Annotated in this window: 16 protein-coding genes; 10 read left to right on the top strand and 6 right to left on the bottom strand. The window is 68.1% G+C overall.

Annotation, left to right across the window (positions count from 1 at the left end; all coding sequences use genetic code 11):
• Positions 1-2: 2 nt before the first annotated feature.
• A complete protein-coding gene (locus E1261_RS03575; RefSeq protein ID WP_132401731.1) occupies positions 3-1,202 on the bottom strand; it encodes an NADH-quinone oxidoreductase subunit D in 1,200 nt (399 codons plus the stop codon).
• 26 nt (positions 1,203-1,228) lie between these two features.
• On the opposite strand from E1261_RS03575, the gene E1261_RS03570 reads away from it, so the two are divergent.
• Genes E1261_RS03570 through E1261_RS03560 form a run of 3 tightly spaced genes read left to right on the top strand, consistent with a single transcriptional unit; the run spans position 1,229 to position 3,970 of the window.
• Positions 1,229-1,717, top strand: coding sequence for a PH domain-containing protein (locus E1261_RS03570; protein ID WP_132401728.1), 489 nt, complete (start codon positions 1,229-1,231; stop codon positions 1,715-1,717).
• Positions 1,714-3,069, top strand: a complete 1,356-nt coding sequence (locus E1261_RS03565) for a PH domain-containing protein (RefSeq protein WP_132401725.1) — start codon at positions 1,714-1,716, stop codon at positions 3,067-3,069. The genes E1261_RS03570 and E1261_RS03565 overlap by 4 nt, the downstream gene beginning before the upstream one ends.
• A gap of 31 nt (positions 3,070-3,100) precedes the next feature.
• On the top strand, positions 3,101-3,970 hold the full coding sequence (locus E1261_RS03560; RefSeq protein WP_132401723.1) for a hypothetical protein: 870 nt from the start codon (positions 3,101-3,103) through the stop codon (positions 3,968-3,970).
• Here E1261_RS03560 and E1261_RS03555 read toward each other — a convergent pair.
• Entirely contained in the window at positions 3,922-4,803 is an 882-nt protein-coding gene (locus tag E1261_RS03555) for an SAM-dependent methyltransferase (RefSeq protein WP_132401720.1), read from the bottom strand. The two genes, E1261_RS03560 and E1261_RS03555, sit on opposite strands and share 49 nt — an antisense overlap.
• Before the next feature lie 68 nt (positions 4,804-4,871).
• Here E1261_RS03555 and E1261_RS03550 point away from each other — a divergent pair, with 68 nt between their 5' ends.
• Positions 4,872-7,670, top strand: coding sequence for an AAA family ATPase (locus E1261_RS03550; RefSeq protein ID WP_132401717.1), 2,799 nt, complete (start codon positions 4,872-4,874; stop codon positions 7,668-7,670).
• Here the strand turns inward: E1261_RS03550 and E1261_RS03545 are convergent.
• Positions 7,667-8,224 carry a 2'-5' RNA ligase family protein gene (locus E1261_RS03545; RefSeq protein ID WP_132401714.1) on the bottom strand — a complete coding sequence of 186 codons (558 nt, stop codon included), beginning with the start codon at positions 8,222-8,224 and terminating at the stop codon, positions 7,667-7,669. The genes E1261_RS03550 and E1261_RS03545 overlap by 4 nt on opposite strands.
• A gap of 83 nt (positions 8,225-8,307) precedes the next feature.
• Between E1261_RS03545 and E1261_RS03540 the strand changes: the two genes are divergently transcribed.
• From E1261_RS03540 to E1261_RS03520, 5 genes are read left to right on the top strand one after another with little or no spacing between them, the layout of a single operon-like run.
• Positions 8,308-9,153: a Rossmann-like and DUF2520 domain-containing protein gene (locus E1261_RS03540; RefSeq protein ID WP_132401711.1), complete on the top strand. Its 846-nt coding sequence runs from the start codon at positions 8,308-8,310 to the stop codon at positions 9,151-9,153.
• A complete protein-coding gene (gene panC / locus E1261_RS03535; protein WP_132401708.1) occupies positions 9,150-9,977 on the top strand; it encodes a pantoate--beta-alanine ligase in 828 nt (275 codons plus the stop codon). The genes E1261_RS03540 and panC overlap by 4 nt, the downstream gene beginning before the upstream one ends.
• 22 nt (positions 9,978-9,999) lie before the next feature.
• On the top strand, positions 10,000-11,664 hold the full coding sequence (locus E1261_RS03530) for an L-aspartate oxidase (protein WP_132401705.1): 1,665 nt from the start codon (positions 10,000-10,002) through the stop codon (positions 11,662-11,664).
• Positions 11,657-12,511 carry a carboxylating nicotinate-nucleotide diphosphorylase gene (gene nadC / locus E1261_RS03525; protein WP_132401702.1) on the top strand — a complete coding sequence of 285 codons (855 nt, stop codon included), beginning with the start codon at positions 11,657-11,659 and terminating at the stop codon, positions 12,509-12,511. Before E1261_RS03530 ends, nadC begins: the two co-directional genes overlap by 8 nt.
• Complete coding sequence (locus E1261_RS03520) at positions 12,511-13,275, top strand: type III pantothenate kinase (RefSeq protein ID WP_132401699.1); 765 nt, start codon at positions 12,511-12,513, stop codon at positions 13,273-13,275. The genes nadC and E1261_RS03520 overlap by 1 nt, the downstream gene beginning before the upstream one ends.
• Here the strand turns inward: E1261_RS03520 and E1261_RS03515 are convergent.
• The gene (locus E1261_RS03515) at positions 13,272-13,829 is read right to left on the bottom strand and encodes a carboxymuconolactone decarboxylase family protein (protein WP_132401696.1); all 558 of its coding nucleotides are present in this window, start codon (positions 13,827-13,829) and stop codon (positions 13,272-13,274) included. The two genes, E1261_RS03520 and E1261_RS03515, sit on opposite strands and share 4 nt — an antisense overlap.
• Positions 13,830-13,923: 94 nt before the next feature.
• Between E1261_RS03515 and E1261_RS03510 the strand changes: the two genes are divergently transcribed.
• Positions 13,924-15,222, top strand: coding sequence for a hypothetical protein (locus E1261_RS03510; RefSeq protein ID WP_132401693.1), 1,299 nt, complete (start codon positions 13,924-13,926; stop codon positions 15,220-15,222).
• On the opposite strand, the gene E1261_RS03505 is transcribed toward E1261_RS03510, so the two are convergent.
• Both E1261_RS03505 and E1261_RS03500 read right to left on the bottom strand, forming a co-directional pair.
• The gene (locus tag E1261_RS03505; RefSeq protein ID WP_132401690.1) at positions 15,219-15,863 is read right to left on the bottom strand and encodes a DedA family protein; all 645 of its coding nucleotides are present in this window, start codon (positions 15,861-15,863) and stop codon (positions 15,219-15,221) included. The two genes, E1261_RS03510 and E1261_RS03505, sit on opposite strands and share 4 nt — an antisense overlap.
• A 62-nt stretch (positions 15,864-15,925) precedes the next feature.
• Positions 15,926-16,489 (bottom strand): winged helix-turn-helix domain-containing protein, encoded by a 564-nt coding sequence (locus E1261_RS03500; protein WP_132401687.1) that lies wholly within the window; start codon positions 16,487-16,489, stop codon positions 15,926-15,928.
• Positions 16,490-16,829: the final 340 nt, after the last annotated feature.

The raw sequence follows: 16,829 nt of genomic DNA, 5'->3' as shown, positions 1-16,829 counted from the left end.
GCCTACTTGTCGATGTCGCCGACTACGAAGAACATGCTGCCGAGGATGGCGATCATGTCGGGGATCATGGTGCCTGGGAGCAGTGCTGGTAGGGCGGAGATGTTGTTGAAGCTGGCGGAGCGGAGTTTGAGCCGCCACGGGGTTTTGTCGCCTCGGGACACCAGGTAGTAGCCGTTGATGCCGAGCGGGCTCTCGGTCCAGGCGTAGGTCTGGCCCTCGGGGACCTTGAGAATCTTGGGCAGCCGGACGTTGACCGGGCCTGCCGGCATCGACGAGAGCTTGTCGAGGCATGCGTCGACCAGGTCGAGGGAGACCTTGACCTGCTCGAGCAGCACCCAGAAACGTGAGAAGCAGTCGCCGTCGTTCCGCGTGATCACGCGCAGGACGTCGTGGAGTTCGCCGTACGCGAGGTAGGGCTCGTCGCGGCGGAGGTCGGCGTCCACTCCGGAAGCGCGGGCGATCGGGCCGGAGACGCCGTACTGGGCGACGAGCTCGGGGGAGAGCTTGCCGATGCCGACTGTGCGGGCGCGGAAGATCTCGTTGCCGAGAATCAGGTTCTCGATGTCCGGCAGCCGCTTGCGGACCGCGGCGGAGGCGGCGGCGGTGCGGCCGAGCCAGCCGTGCGGCAGGTCTTCCTTGAGGCCGCCGACCCGGTTGAACATGTAGTGCATCCGGCCGCCGGACAGCTCCTCCAGCACGCCCTGGATGGTCTCCCGCTCCCGGAACGCGTAGAAGACCGGCGTGATCGCGCCCAGCTCGAGCGGGTACGAGCCGAGGAACATCAGGTGGTTGAGGACCCGGTTCAGCTCAGCGAGCAGGGTCCGCAGCCAGACCGCGCGGACCGGCACCTCCAGGCCCATCATCCGCTCGACCGCGAGGACGACGCCGAGCTCGTTGGCGAACGCGGACAGCCAGTCGTGCCGGTTCGCGAGCACAATGATCTGCCGGTAGTCGCGGACCTCGAACAGCTTCTCCGCACCGCGGTGCATATAGCCGACGATCGGCTCGCACCCGGCGATCCGCTCACCGTCCAGAGTCAGCCGCAGCCGCAGTACGCCGTGCGTCGCCGGGTGCTGTGGACCGATGTTGAGCACCATGTCGGTGGTCGGCAGCTGGGAGCCGTCCCCGGTCCCACCCCGCTCGAACGCAGGGTCGAAACCAGCAGCTCCCGCGCCGACACCAACCACCTTCTCGATACTCATAACCCCTATCGTGACAGGCTGGGGTTGTGGACGACCTCTTTGCACCCTCCGATGTCAGCTGGACGCCGGTGTCACCGCAGCTCGCGTCGGTCCGGCGAGTCAGTGCGGCGATCACAGCCGGCGTGTTCGGGATCGCGGCGCTGCTTGCGCTCGGCATGACCCTGGGCTGGCTGTACGGCGTACTCGGGCTGGTCGTGATCGCGGCCGTGTTCGTCTGGTCGTGGGTGCTGATCGGCCGCAACCAGCGCTCGTGGAAGTACGCCGAGCGCGAGGACGAGCTGATGGTCAGCCACGGGATCCTGTTCCGCGAACTGGTCGTGGTGCCCTACGGGCGGATGCAGTTCGTGGACGTGGCCGCCGGGCCGCTGGAGCGCGCGTTCGGGATCGCCACGGTCGAGCTGCACACGGCCACGCCGGCGACCGACGCCAAGATCCCCGGGCTGCACCCGGATGAGGCCGCCCGGCTGCGGGACCGGCTGTCCGCGCTCGGCCAGGCACAGGCGTGGGGCCTGTGACCGAGCCCGCGCCCGTCCCACCGGCCCAGCCACCAGTGGTGGAGCAGATGGGTGCGCGGCTGCACCCGCTGACGCCGTTCGTGAAGGGCTGGGGGTACTTCGTCGTCGCAGCGTTCGCCCTGGTCAACAACGAGGGGCTGCGGAGCAATCTGGAGGTCGCGGGGATCGGACTGGCCGGCGTACTGGTCGGTGGCATCCTGCTCGGCGCACTGTCCTGGTGGTTCACCAAGTGGCAGCTGACCGAGGATGCGATCCGGGTGGACAGCGGCTTCCTGTTCCGGCGTACCCGGATCATCCGGTTCGACCGCATCCAGGCGATCGACGTGGCCCAGCCGTTTGTGGCCCGGCTGTTCGGCATGGCCGAGCTGCGGATGGACGTGGCCGGCGGTGGCAAGAGCGACGGCAAGCTGAGCTACTTCAAGTACGCCGAAGCCGGCCAGCTGCGCACCATCCTGCTGGTCCGCGCCAAGGGCGAGCAGGTAGCCCAGCAGCAGGACCAGGAGCAGCAGAACGAGGCGCCACCGCTACTGGTCGTCCCGACCAACCGCCTGCTCGGTGCGACCCTGCTGTCGTCCACCGTCCTCGGCAGCGCCGGCGCACTGATCTGGTTGATCGTCGCGACCATGGTGCTCGACTTCCACATCGGTCTGTTCGCCGGTCTGCCGCTGCTGCTCGGTGTGGTCCAGCCGATCTGGAAGCAGGTCGTCGGCAACCACGGCTTCACGCTGTCCCAGACCGACCACGGCCTACGTACCAAGCGCGGCCTCTTCGACGTACAGCGCCAAACCATCCCACCGGGCCGCGTCCAGGGCCTGCTGATCACCGAGCCACTCATCTGGCGTCTCCTGGGCTGGTCCCGGGTGGAGCTGGACATCGCAGGTGTCGCGGGCGGCCAAGAGGACGGCGAAAGCGGGAACGAGGGCGCACAACTGCTCCCAGTCGGCGAGCGCGGCGAAGTAGCCGCAGTACTGGCCCGCGTGCTCCCCGGCTTCAACCTGGACGCCATCGACCTGCAGCGCGCCCCCGAGCGAGCCAAATGGCTCCGCCCGATCGGCTGGCGCTACCTGGCCTACGGCGCCGACGAGCAGGTCTTCGTCACCACCGCCGGCTGGATCAGCCGCCGTACCTCGATAGTCCTGCACCACAAGACCCAGTCCGTCCGCCTGGCCCAGGGCCCCATCCAACGCCGCCTCAACCTGGCCAACGTGCACATCGACACCCCCCAAGGCCCCACCAACGCCGTAGCCCTCCACCGCTCCGCCGAAGAAGCCGCCTGGCTGACCCAAGCCCAAGCCCACCAGGCCCGCCAAGCCAGACAAGCCATCGAGAGCACCCGCCCCGACCAGTCGTAACTTTTATGGGCTAGTCCGCATCGTGGGGGGCATGAAGACTTTTAAGCGTGCTGCTGCGGTGGCGGCGTCCGTTGTACTGCTGGGAAGTTTGGCTGTGGTGAGTGGGGGGACGGCGGTGGCTGCTGCTTGTCAGGGGTCGTTGCGGTCGATCAACGGTGCTGGTGATGCGGTGATCACTGATGTGCAGGGGACCAAGCCGCCGACGAGCGCGACTGTGGTTGACCGGAACCTGTATGGGGCCGGGGAGGCGCGGATCGCGTCGCGTTTCGTCTGGGGGCCTGATGTGAACGGGTCGTCGACCAACGGGTACGTCGTGCTCGGATCGACCTTGTATGCCTCGCGGTATGGCTACATCGAGGATCGTGACGAGGAATTCAAGGACCTGACCGAGATCGCGGACGGCTGGGACAAGTTCACTATGGTGGAGGAGTCGCACGTTTCGCTCACGCGGAATGCTCGGTACGGGCTGCGGAACGACGGAGTGCTGTTCCGCTGGACGTCGGGCTGGAAGACGGTTGCGTCGACGCCTGGGTTCGCAGGGGTCAAGGCGATGACGCTGATCAGCCAGACCGCTAGCTATGACACGTTCCTGGCCACCACCAAGGCCGGTGTGCTGCAGACGATTCGGATCCCGACCACTGCGTCGCTGAAGCCGGTCGTGAAGACGGTGCGCGGTTCCACCTGGCAGGGGTTCGAGACGCTGGTTGCTGACAAGTGCGGCACGGGGACGCTGCTCACTGCGATCGACAGGGACACCAACTCGGCGTACGTGTACTCGATCGGTCACGCCACCGGTACGACCACGCCGATCACCAACCTCGGCAAGCTCTCCGCGACGCTGGTCGACCCGGTCTACTCGCGGTACACGACCGACACCGCCCCGCTGCTCGCCGGGGAGTGACTGAGCACCCAGCCGAAGGCTCCTAGGCCGGTGCGGTCCAGGAGCTCGGCGGCCTCGCCGGCTGCGGACAGGGCGGTCAGATAGCTCGTGGGGTCGCTGGTGGCTTGGTCGAGTGGCGGGCGGCGGGCTGAGACGCCCAGCTGGGTGAGGGCTTCGCGCTGAGTCTGGAGGCGGCCGTTGACTGCGGCCGCCAGCGAGTCCAGTGCCACGTGTGCCGTGATGTCGCAGGTGCCATCCAGCACGGGGGCGCACTCACGTCCGTCGCGGAAACCCGTCAGGGTCCCGTACGGCGGTCTGTCGTCGGCTACATGCCCGTAGTCGATGGCCAGTGCGGTCCCGTGCTGGATGCGGTCGACCACGGCGGCCCAGGCCTCGTCGCGGGCCAGACCGATCTCGGCGCGGTCCCCTGGCTCGCCAGGCCACCACCGTTGCAACCAGTCCAGGTCGTTGCCCTCGACAACAGCACCTGGTGTCAGGTCAGCGGTCAGATAGTGCGGTACGCCGTCCTCGTCCCACTCGGCCAGTTCGCAGGGGACGTTGTCGAGCCACTCGTTGGCCACGACCAGTCCGGTCAGTCGGTCGGGCAGCTGATCGTCCAGCTCGATCTCAAGCACCTGCAGGCCCTCAGCCCGCAGTACTCGGCCCAGCTCACCGGAGCCGGCCCCGATATCAGTCACCTGATCCGCACCGACCTGGCGAGCCAACCGGGCGATGGCCCGACCGAACAGCTCGGACGCGTGCACCGACGTACGGAAATGAGCTGCCGGCCGCTCACGCCGGTAGAAGCCGTCAGCGCCGTAGAGGGCGTGCTGCCAAGCGGTGCGGTAGGTCATGGCTGCCGTTCGGAGAGGTGTGGCGTTCAGAGAGGTATGGACCGGAGCGATTCTAGGATCGCCTCATCATGCCGAACCTTCCCGACGAGCTCTCGGTCCTGTTCACCGGAGAGCCGGTCTTCGACATCGTCAGTGACCAGGCGCCGTTCGCGTTCACGCCAGAGTGGCTCGCGGAGACTCGGGCCAGGGTGACGGAGCTGGTCGAGCGCCCCGGCCTCGGACTTGTCGGCACTGGGCCTGGCCACAGCTACCTGCGTCCGGATGCACCGCAGCTGGTGAACGTCTTCTACTGGGCCTTCCGGAGCCTGCTGCCGACCGCCGCGATTCTGGCTGGTACGGCGGCGCCGTTGTACCGGATCCTGATCAGCCGCTACCTGCTGAAGCCGACCGAGCTGGACCCAGCTCTCGACTCCTGGCGGCAGACATCGATGAAGTTCCAGCTACCGCTGGTCCTGCTGCCGAGGAGCGAGAGGGAGCGGCAGAACGAGGTGCTCGCCGGCGCGCGGGCGTCGCTCGACCTGCTGGCGGGGATACCACCGCTCGAACCGCGGCGGACGCTGATGACCGCGATGCTGGACCGGGTGCTGGGCGATACCGGTCTGCTCGCTGCGCATCAGACGCTCGCCCGGGGCCCGCTCACCAAGCTGTGGGCCGAGAAATTCACCAGCGATGACGTAGTAGCCGCCTTCCCGAGTCTGTCCGGTAACCCGGTGGACCTGCTCGTGGCGGGCGTCGAGCGGCTGCAGGCGGCGTACCAGCGGATCAGTACGGCGACGCCCGAGTCGGATCGACCGTTCGCCGAGGAGCTGGCGGACTTGGTCCGCCAGGTCGGGCGGCCGGATCTCCCTGCAGGCATGTCCTTCACCGTGCTGGGACCAGCCGGTACGGCGGAGGTGCAGAAGGCGCTCGAGAATGCGACCGGGAAGCACGACCCTGCCGACTGGCGGCGCCGGCGCCTGGCCTGGTTGACCAGGGCTGTCGAGGCTGGGGCGGTGTACGAGGCGAGAGAGTGGCTTGCTGCGACGAGCCAGGTCGGTGCGGTGCTCACCGGCCTGCCGGACGGACCGAAGGCGTCGGAGGAGCTCGACCTGACCCCCGGCTTCGTGCGGGCGCTGCGGGCGCTCTACACAGCTCGGCCGCGGGTGGTGGCGACGCTCGCCTCGCCGAGCGAAGCCGTCGCCCCGGATGACCAACAGGAGCCGGGCGCCGAAGGCGATCCGATCGCTGAGCTGAACGCACTGCTCGGTCTGGGCCCGGTGAAGACCCGCGTGCACGAGCTGGTGGCCGAGGCGAAGCTGGCGAAGGCCCGTGCCGAGGCCGGTCTGCGGCTACCCAAGCCGATGGGGCATCTGGTGTTCAGCGGCAATCCGGGGACGGGCAAGACGACCGTGGCGCGGCTGCTGGCCGAGGTGTACCGCGACCTCGGCATGCTGTCGTCGGGTCACCTCGTCGAGGTCGGCCGGGCGGACCTGGTCGGCCAGTACATCGGTCAGACCGCGCCGAAGGTGATCGAGGTGGTCGAGCGGGCGCTGGGCGGCGTGCTGTTCATCGACGAGGCCTATTCGCTGGCCGGTGGGTCCGGGCGTGACTTCGGGCACGAGGCGCTGGCCACGCTGATCCAGCTGATGGAGACGCACCGCGACGACCTGGTCGTGGTGATGGCCGGCTACCCCGCGGAGATGTACCGGCTGGTCGAGAGCAACCCCGGGATCGCCTCGCGGATCCGCAGCTTCGTGAACTTCCCGGACTACCTCGACACGGAGCTGCACCAGATGTTCCTGCAGTCGGTGGAGCAGGCCGGCTTCGAGATCGCACCGGACGCGTCCGAGGCTCTCCTGGCCGCGCTGCGCAAGGTGCCTCGGACCCGTGGGTTCGGTAACGCCCGGACGATCCGGACGCTGCTGGAGCGGATCGCTACCCAGCAGGCGGTCCGGCTGGCGGCGGAGGAGGATCCGACTCACGAGCAAGTCAGAGAGCTGGTCCTCGCGGACGTCACCGGTGTGGCCAACACCAGTCTGCTGGACCTGCGCAGCCACGCGAATCCGCAGGCGGAGCTGGCACAGATGATCGGTCTGACCGAGGTGAAGGCGACCGTGGAGCGGCTGGCATCGGAGGCTAAGGCGGACGTCCTGCGAGCCAAGGCAGGGATGCCACCGGCCGAGCGGTCCCGGCACATGGTGTTCGTCGGAAACCCGGGCACCGGCAAGACCACGGTGGCCCGGCTGCTCGCTGCGATCTACCGGGACCTCGGACTGCTCGGTGTCGGCCAGCTGGTGGAGACGGCTGGTGTCGACCTGGTCGGCGATGCCTACGGCCGCAGTGCGCCGCGGGTACGGCGAATTGTCGAGCAGGCGCTGGGCGGCGTGCTGTTCATCGACGAGGCCTACTCACTTGCGGAGCAGGACGACCTCGGGAAGGAAGCGATCACCGCTCTGATCAAGCTGATGGAAGAGCACCGCGACGATCTGGTCGTCGTACTGGCGGGGTACACCGAGCCGATGGAGATGCTGTTCGAACTCAACCCCGGGCTGCGGTCGCGGGTGCCCACAACAGTGGAGTTCGAGGACTACTCCGTCCTGGAGCTGCAGGAGATCTTCCGGTCGCAGGCCACTGCGGGTGGGTTCGTGCTGGCCGACGGCGTACTCGACCGGGTTGCTGAGTTGCTGGAGCCATTGCTGGCCGAGGAGGAGTTCGGGAACGGCCGGGACGTGCGCAACCTGTTCGAGGCGACGGTTGCGCAGCAGGCGGTCCGGATCGTCGGGCTCCCCGACCCGTCGATCGATCAGGTGCGTGAGCTCATCCCGGCGGATCTGCCGACGGAGTGGCAGACCAAGAAGGCTCCAGCTCCCATCGGTTTCCGCATCTAGTCACCCAGCGGTACGGCGCCGAACTGGTTCCACACGCCGTTCTTGTCCTCGCGCCAGAGGCCCAGCTCGGTCAGCCGGCCCACGGGCGCTGGTACGGCGGCCAGTGCGGCCTGGGCCTCGGCCACAACCGCCGGACCGCCCTGTGCGGACGACGAGATGGTCAGATGCGGATGTGGGTCCGGGAACTCTCCGCCGTACGGCGGGCACTCGGGGAAGGCTGCGTAAACGGTCTTGAGCAGCGCACTGACCGCATCGAACGGTTCTGGCCGCAGCCAGGCGGTTCCGTTCGGGAACTGGCCGGCTGTCGGGAAGCTGAGCTCGAACGGCTGCACGGACCGGGTGACTGCCCGGAGTCGCTCCACATCCTGCTCTGTGGGCTCCCTGACCCACGGGACCAGCACGGTGACGTGTGGTGGGATCAGCTCGGTCAGTGGGACCTGTGGTCGCGCGGTGGACCGTGACACCGAACGCCAGCGATCCGTGTACGCCGCCAGCTCGGGGACTGTGATCAGAATCGCGGTCAGTTCGGTGCGGGCTGCCCAGGCATCAGTCACCACACCATCGTCTCATCGCCTAGGCTGACAGCCAGATCGTCTGGTACCCACCCGTGGGACTGGAACGACGAAGAGAGTGAGCTATGGAACGGATCGGCTTGATCGGAGCCGGCCGGGCCGGAACCGCCCTGGGAGCAGCCATGGCGGCAGCCGGGTATCCCTTGGTCGGAGTCTCCGCGCGGTCGAGCGCGTCACGTGATCGCGCCGCCCGCCTCATTCCGCATGTGCCGGTGCTGTCGCCCGACGAGGTGACCGGTCGCGCTGACGTCGTACTGGTCGCTGTTCCGGACGCTGCGATCACTGCGGTTGCTCACGCGCTTCCACTGACCACCGAGCAGTACGTCGTGCATCTGTCGGGTGCACATGGGCTCGCACCGTTGCAGGGGCTTCAGGCGACCCCGGTGGCGCTGCATCCGCCGATGACGTTCACCGGTGCGGATGCCGTTGAGCTGCAGGACGTGGTTTTCACCGCGACCGCGCCGGATGCTGCCCGGGAGGTCGTGGAGCGGTTGGTGAAGGCGCTTGGTGCACAGGTGCAGTGGGTCGCTGACGAGGAGCGGGCGCGCTATCACGCCGGTGTGGTGCACGCCGCCAACCACCTGACCACCTTGCTGTCCCAGGCGTTCGCCGTACTGCGGGAAGCCGGTGTTACAGACCCTTCTGCAACACTCCGGCCACTCCTGACGGCAACCCTCGACAACACGCTGCGATCCGGTCATCATGCGCTCACCGGGCCGATTGCCCGGGGCGATGTCGACACGGTGGCAGCACATCTGGCAGGACTGCACGGGCGCACGGCGAGCACGTACGCCGAGCTGGCGCGGGCGACGGTGGACCTGGTGGTGGCGGACGGACGGCTGGACGCGGGCACGGCAGCCCGGTTCGGCGAGGTGCTGGAGCGGTATCGGACAGGGGAGGCACCGCGATGAGACTCACCCAGACGAAGGCGGAACTGCGGGCAGCGGCGGCGATCCGGCCGCGGGCCGTGGTGATGACGATGGGCGCGCTGCACGAGGGGCATGCGGCGTTGCTGGCCGAGGCGCGCGAACGCGTCGGCCCCGAGGGCAGCGTGGTGCTGACGATCTTCGTGAACCCGCTGCAGTTCGGGCCGACCGAGGACTTCGACCGCTACCCACGCACGCTGGCCAGCGATCTGGCGATCGCGAAGAGCGAGGGTGTGGACCTGGTCTTCAACCCGTCCCGCGACGAGCTCTATCCGAACGAGCCCTCGATCACTGTGCATCCCGGTCCGCTCGCTGACGAGCTGGAGGGGATGGTCCGGCCCGGTCACTTCGGCGGGGTCCTGACGGTGGTGTCGAAGCTGCTGCACCTGACTCAGCCGGATCTGGCGCTGTTCGGTGAGAAGGACTACCAGCAGCTGACGCTGATCCGCGAGATGGTCTGCGACCTGGACTGGAACGTCGACATCGTGCCGGTGCCGACAGTCCGCGAGCCTGACGGTCTCGCGATGTCCTCACGCAACCGGTACCTCGACGAGACCGAGCGTGACGAGGCGCTGGTTCTGTACCGCGCTCTCACGGCCGGCGCGAAGGCCGGCATGAACGGACCGGACGCCGTACTGGCTGCTGCCCACTCCGAGCTGGAGGCGGTCCCGTCGGTCAAGATCGACTACCTGGCGCTGCGTGCGCCCGACCTGGGCCCGGTCATCGGCCCGGGCGAAGCCCGCATGCTCATAGCTGCCCGCGTGGGTCAGACTCGTCTCATTGACAACATTTCCATCACGCTGCGATGAATTCGGTTGATACGGTCCTTGAATGACCGCACCCGCTGTCCCGCAACGGCTAGCTGCACCTGAGCCGGGCTGGACCGACACAGTTGACGTGGTGGTGATCGGCTCGGGTATTGCCGGGCTGACTGCCGCACTCAAGGCCCGTGAGCTCGGGACCGTGCTGGTGGTGACGAAGGACGTTGTCGCCTCCGGTTCGACCCAGTGGGCGCAGGGCGGCATTGCTGCCGCGCTCAGCCCCGAGGACTCTCCGGAAGACCATCTGCAGGACACTCTGGTCGCAGGGGCCGGGCTGTGCGACCCAGACGCCGTACGGGCGCTTGTGACTGAAGGGCCTGATGCAGTTCGGGACCTGATCGAGCTGGGGGCGCGGTTCGACACCCTGGCCAACGGGGAGATCTCGCTGACGCGTGAGGGCGGCCACCACCGCAACCGCATCGCGCACTCCGGTGGCGACGCGACCGGTGCGGAGATCGAGCGTGCTCTCGTCGCCGCGGTGAAGCGAGCGCCGGACATCCGCCTGATCGAGCACGCGCTCGTCATCGACCTGCTGCGCGCCGAGGACGGTGCTATAGCTGGTGTGACCCTGCACGTGATGGGTGAGGGCCAGCTCGACGGTATCGGCGCGATCCGCAGCCGCGCCGTGATCCTCGCGTCCGGTGGCCTTGGACAGCTGTACGCCGCGACTACCAACCCGAGCGTCTCCACCGGCGACGGTATGGCGCTCGCGCTCCGGGCCGGCGCGAAGGTGCGCGATCTGGAGTTCGTGCAGTTCCACCCGACCGTGCTGTGGCTGGGCAAGAGCGCGAAAGGCCAGCAGCCGCTGGTCTCCGAGGCTGTCCGCGGTGAAGGTGCGTTCCTGGTCGACCATGAGGGCAAACGCTTCATGCAGGGGCAGCACGAGCTGGCTGACCTGGCTCCGCGGGACATCGTGGCGAAGGCGATCATGCGGGAGATGCTTGCCGCTGGCAAGGATCACGTGTACCTGGACGCCCGGCACTTCGGTGACGAGAAGTGGCGGGTGCGGTTCCCCACCATCCTGGCCTCCTGCCGCTCGCACGGTATCGATCCGGTCCGTGAGCTGATCCCGGTCGCACCTGCCTGCCACTACTCGTCCGGTGGGGTGTGGACCGACCTGAACGGGCAGACTTCGGTGCCAGGTCTCTACGCCTGCGGCGAAGTCGCGTGTACTGGTGTCCACGGCGCCAACCGGCTCGCCTCGAACTCTCTGCTCGAAGGACTCGTGTTCGCGCACCGCATCGCCGTTCACCTGGCCAAGGGCCTGCCGGAGCTGCGTGAACCGGCCGTCGACACCCGCATCCCCGGTCTGGTCGACGCGGACGTCGTACCGGAGCTACAGCGCGTCATGACGGTCGGAGCCGGAGTGATCCGGAGCGCGTCCGGTCTGGCCGAAGCAGGTGGAGCGCTGGCCAAGCTGATCGAGCAGCCGGCCGGTGAGCCAGGCACTCCGGGCTGGGAGGCGACCAACCTGGTGACGGTCGCGTCTGCTCTGATTGCCGCCGGGACTGTGCGTGAGGAGAGCCGCGGCTCGCACTGGCGCGAGGACCACCCGGATCGCGACGACCAGCAGTGGTCAGGCAATCTGGACCTGACACTGCTCGCCGACGGCGAGTGTGCCCGCCCCGGAGCGACCTTCGTTCCACAGAGCAAGGAGAACGACCAGCATGGATGACACCGTCGACCGGCAGTGGGTCGGTGACCTCGTGCGAGCCACGCTCGAGGAGGACCTCGCCGGTGGTGTGGACGTCACGACGACCGCCACGGTCGACCCGGAGCAGATCTCGGTCGCCGAGCTGGTCGCCCGGGCCGACGGCGTGGTCGCAGGCCTCGAGATTGCCGAACTGGTGATTCGGCAGGTCGCAGCGCCCGGGCAGGTCGAGCTCGAGTACTCCGTGGCCGACGGCGCGTCAGTACGGCGGGGCGACGTACTGATGACGATTCGCGGCAAGACCCAGCAGCTGCTGATTGCCGAGCGGACATCGCTCAACCTGCTCTGCCACCTGTCCGGTGTGGCCACGCTGACCCGGCGCTGGGTGGATGCGGTCGAGGGCACCGGTGCGGTCATCCGGGACACCCGCAAGACGATGCCGCTGCTGCGTTCACTCGAGAAGTACGCCGTTCGCTGTGGCGGCGGTAAGAACCACCGCATGGGTCTGTCCGACGCCGCACTGATCAAGGACAACCATGTGATCGCGGCTGGCGGCGTGGCTGAGGCGTTCCGGCTGGTACGCAAGGCCTTCCCGGACATCTCGGTCGAGGTCGAGGTGGACTCGGTCGAGGACGCATTGATCGCAGTGGACTCCGGTGCCGAGCTCATCCTGCTCGACAACATGGATGTCCCACTGTTGCGGGAGGCCGTCGAGAAGGTGGCCGGCCGCGCGAAGCTGGAGGCATCCGGCGGGCTGACGCTGGACCGGGCCCGGGAGGTCGCCGAGACCGGTGTGAACTTCCTGGCGGTCGGTGCGCTCACGCACTCCGCGCCGGTGCTGGACATCGCCCTGGACCTCAAGGCCGTCTGATGCTGCTGGCCGTCGCAGTCGAGAACACCAGAACCCTTGTGGGGCTGGTGTTCGAAGGCACGGTCAAACGCCACTGGTGGGTTGGCACGGACCCCCGCCGTACGGCGGACGAGTGGGCGGTGCTGATCCAGGGCCTGCTCGCTGGTGAGGCCCCGGTGTCCGGGATCGCGGTCTGCTCCGCCGTACCGCAGGTGCTGCACGAATTCCGCGACCTGGTCACGCGCTACTACCAGAACGTGCCGAGTGTCGTAGTGGAACCGGGTGTGAAGACCGGTCTGCCAGTGCTGGTTGACAACCCGCGTGAGGTCGGAACGGACCGGATCGCCAACGCACTAGCTGCGGTCCAGCTGTACGGCGCTCCGTGTCTGGTCGTCGACGTCGGTACGGCGATCACCATCGACGTGGTCAACCCAGCCGGTGCGTTCGCCGGGGGAGTGATTGCCCCCGGCATCGAGACTGCGACCGACGCGTTGGGTGATGTTGCTGCCCAGCTCCGCCGGGTCGAGCTGGTCCGGCCGCGCACGCTGGTCGCCAAGAACACGGTCGAGGCGCTGCAGTCCGGAGCTGTGCACGGTTTCGCGGCCATGGTCGACGGACTGGTCAACCGGATCCGCACCGACCAGTCCTTCGCTCCGGACACACCCGTCGTACTGACTGGTGCCCTGGCGCCGCTGCTGCTGCGCGACCTCGCAACACCGGTCCAGCACGAGCCGTTGCTCACCCTGCGCGGTCTGCACCAGGCCTTCGCGCGCAACCACGCCTAGCTCTCGATCGGACGCCCGACCGTGAGTGCGGTCCGCAGGGTCTCCGGGAGAGCGTTGAAGACGGAGTCCGGCTGGGTGCCGGTGCCGTCCAGGGTCTTGGAGAAGAAGCAGCGCGCTGCTGCGGCCAGCACGACATCCAGTACGTCGTCGTCGCCCAGACCGTGCGCCTTGAGCTCATCCACGTCCTCCTGCGTGACGGTGTCCGCGGCCAGGGCGACTTTGCGGGCGAAGGCCATCACTGCGCGGTCGACCGGGTCATCAGCGGTCTCGCCGGCGAACTCGGTCACCTCGTCGGCCGTGTAGAAGTTGTTGGTGAGGATCTGTCCGTGCGCGAGGCTGCAGTAGCTCGACTTGAGCGCTGTGGCCGCTGCGAACGTGGCGATCTCGTAGCGGCGCAGGTCCATCGATGCCTTGACGGCGGCATTCAGTTGGAGCCAGGCATCGAAGACGGCCGGCCGTGCAGCGAAGGCGCTGACGTAGTTGGGCACGTGTCCGGCCGGAGCGCGGTGCTTGTCGTAGAAATCCTGGTTCTCGGGTACTGCGATATAAACCATGGTGTTCCCCCCTTGGTCGTCCCCCCGAGGTGACTGCTTCCACGGTATATCGTGCAGCCCGTCAGTAGTGAGGTACTGGAACGAGGTGGTCCGAGTGCGGCGGATACTCGCCGTGGCACTGGTCGTTGTGGCCAGTGCTTCCGTTCTGACCGCCTGTACGGCGGATCCGTCGCCGTCGGCCGTGGCGGTCAGCTGGGTGGGCGCTGCGAAGAACTCCGTCCGGGTGACCTGGAAGGACGCCGACGCACCCAACCGGATCACGATCGAGGGTGTGCTCAGCGAAAGCCCGTCGTACGTCCAGTACCTGCCGGCCACGCAGGGGAACAGCTGGGACATCCCGACCTCGGCGTTCCCGCCGGACGGCAACTACCGCGTGGTCGTCACCAACGGGACGACCAGGGAGGGGCTGACCGGCAAGCCGTCGAAGTCCCCGGTGTTCGACACCGACGGACCGGTCCGGCCGAACTCGGCCTTCGCGGTCGCCCAGGGCCGTGGCGTGCTGATCCGCTGGGCAGTGCCGGCCGCACGGCAGGACTTCACCCCGAACGACCCGCTCGACGTGGACGGTCCGAAGGCTCAGAAGTACGTGCCGATAGTCGGCCGGCCCGGTACGCAGCCGGCACCGATCGCCCCGGGGACGACCTCGACCCGGAAGGTGATCAACAGCATCAAGCCACCGTTCCTGTTCCAGCTGCGGACCGAGAACGAGTGGTCGAGCAACCTCGGTGGCCAGGTGGTCGGGCTGACCAGTTCGGCGACAGTATTCGTTCCGCCACTGGCGCAGTACAGCCTGCCGGTGCGGGTGCGAGGCCGCGTGGTCCTGCAGGAGACGTTCTGCGCTGCCGAGACCGCCTGTGCACTGCAGCAGACCACCTCGGCCGGTATACCGCTGACCGTGCTGACCCAGGTGACGCCGAAGGCGCGCTGGAGTCCGGTGGCCCGCGGCAAGACCACGGCGGGTGGGCACTACGACATCCCGGTCGTCACTGCGGGTAGCCGACCGTACAAAGTAGTGGCGAGTCCCTACGCCAAGCCGGGCGTGCTGACGAGCGAGTCGGCCAGTACGGCGGTCTTCACCCGCGCAGTGGTCCGGCTGATCGCCGGTGGGTACCTCGGCGGCAACAACAAGAAGCGTGGCGAGATGGTCACCATCTTCGCCAGAGTGGCGCCGGGGTACACGTCCACGGCGACCCTGCAGCTGTGGAACCGGCAGACCCGCAGCTGGAAGTCGGTGAAGCTGGTGGCGCTGCGGCGCGGGCAGGCCGTCTTCGGGTTCAAGATCGGTGCCGTCGGCACCTACTCGTACCGCTGGGTGCTGCCACCGGCCGCATCCGGTGGCCGCAACATGGACGGGCTGACCACCCCGAAGCTGGACCTGCGGATCCGGCCCTAGGCCTCGGCGGACTCGGTCTCGAGACCGGGCTCGTCGGCCCGGTGCCGGCGGCGGATCTTGTAGTAGGCGTAGGCCGCGACCGCACCGATGACGACCACCACGAGCGCCCAGATCGACAGCTGGCCGAAGATCTTGTCCGCGTTGTCACCGATGTGGAAGGCAACGATCCCGATCGTGGTGGACCAGGCGATCCCGCCGGTCGCGTTCGCGATCAGGAACTTCGGGTAGGGCATCCGCAGGGTGCCGGCCATCGGGCCGGCGAAGATCCGGAGCAGTGCGACGAACCGGCCGAAGAAGACCGTCCAGACGCCGTACCGGTGGAAGTACTTCTCGGCGCGCTCGATCCGGGCGGCCGAGAAGTGTTTGGACCGGCGGCCGAGCCGGTCGAACAGGCCGCGGCCGGCCCGGCGGCCGATGTAGTAACCGACCGAGTCGCCGATGATCGCACCCGTCGCGGCGGCCCCGATCACGAACTCGAGCCGCAGGTCGCCCTGGGACGACAGCAGCGCCGCGGCGATCAGCGTGGTCTCGCCCGGCAGCGGCACCCCCATGCTCTCGATGCCGATGACGAGCCCCACCACCAGGTACGCCAGAACAGCCAGTCCACCGGTCGGTATCGCGATTGCCAGCGCTTCCCCCATGTACCCATAGTTACATCGGTCGGCAACCAGTTAACTGACCCGGGAAGTACTTTGGGCCGAAATCAGGCCTTCGGTGCCTCTCCGGCCGCTACGACGGTGAACATCGTGTGGACCGCACGGGCGTCCGCGGGGTGGTCCGCCTTGGTGCGGCCCTTCCGGTAGCGGTCGACCAGCTCCTGCAGCTCGGTGATCAGCTGCCCGGTCTCCTCGTGCGTCAGCCACAGCCGGGACCGGCTCATCGCGCTGACGTCGTCCCAAGGGTCGTCCCCGGGCATGTCGGCGAAGAGCTCGAGCATCCGGTCCACCGCGACCCGCATCATCGCCTGGTTCGCCAGCCGCCCGGACGGCGTCGACTGCGACGGGATTACGAGCCCCCGCGCCGGCGCTCGCCAGGGGCGCTCCCGGCCGTCGGCGGACTCGTCGGCGCGCTCCACGATGCCCCACCGCTCGAGCGCTCGCAGGTGGTAGCTCATCGCCGAGGGGGTCAGCCCGGCCAGCTCCGCGCACTCGGTCGCAGTCAGCACCCGCCCGTTGTACAGCTCGTCGATCACGACCTGCCGCGCCGGATGCGCCAGCGCCCGGATCGCTCGCGGATCCGTCAGCACCACCTGCGTCTTCTCGGCCACCCCGCCACCCTAACCGCGCCCACCTTGAGCACCCCTCAACCACCCGCACCCCCGAAAAGTGGTCGACCCGTGCCCAAGGTGGCGCCCCGCCCCGACCTTGAGCACGGTTCAGTCACGCGTGCCCGCGTCAGATGGTTGATCGGTGCTCAAGGTCGCGGGGCGAGAGCCGGTACGACGTTGGGAGCGGTTCGACCGTTCTGACGCGCGGCGGGTGGTTGAGGGGTGCTCAAGGTGCCGCGGGGTCGCGACCTTGGGCACGGTTCGGTCCTGGGTGGCCGCGCGGAGTGGTTGAGGGGTGCTCAAGGTGGCGGGGTTGACGGATGGAGATGTGAAGGGTTTA

It is taken from the genome of Kribbella albertanoniae (assembly GCF_004348455.1).
Lineage (GTDB): Bacteria > Actinomycetota > Actinomycetes > Propionibacteriales > Kribbellaceae > Kribbella > Kribbella albertanoniae.
This window is presented reverse-complemented; position numbering and strand designations above follow the sequence as displayed.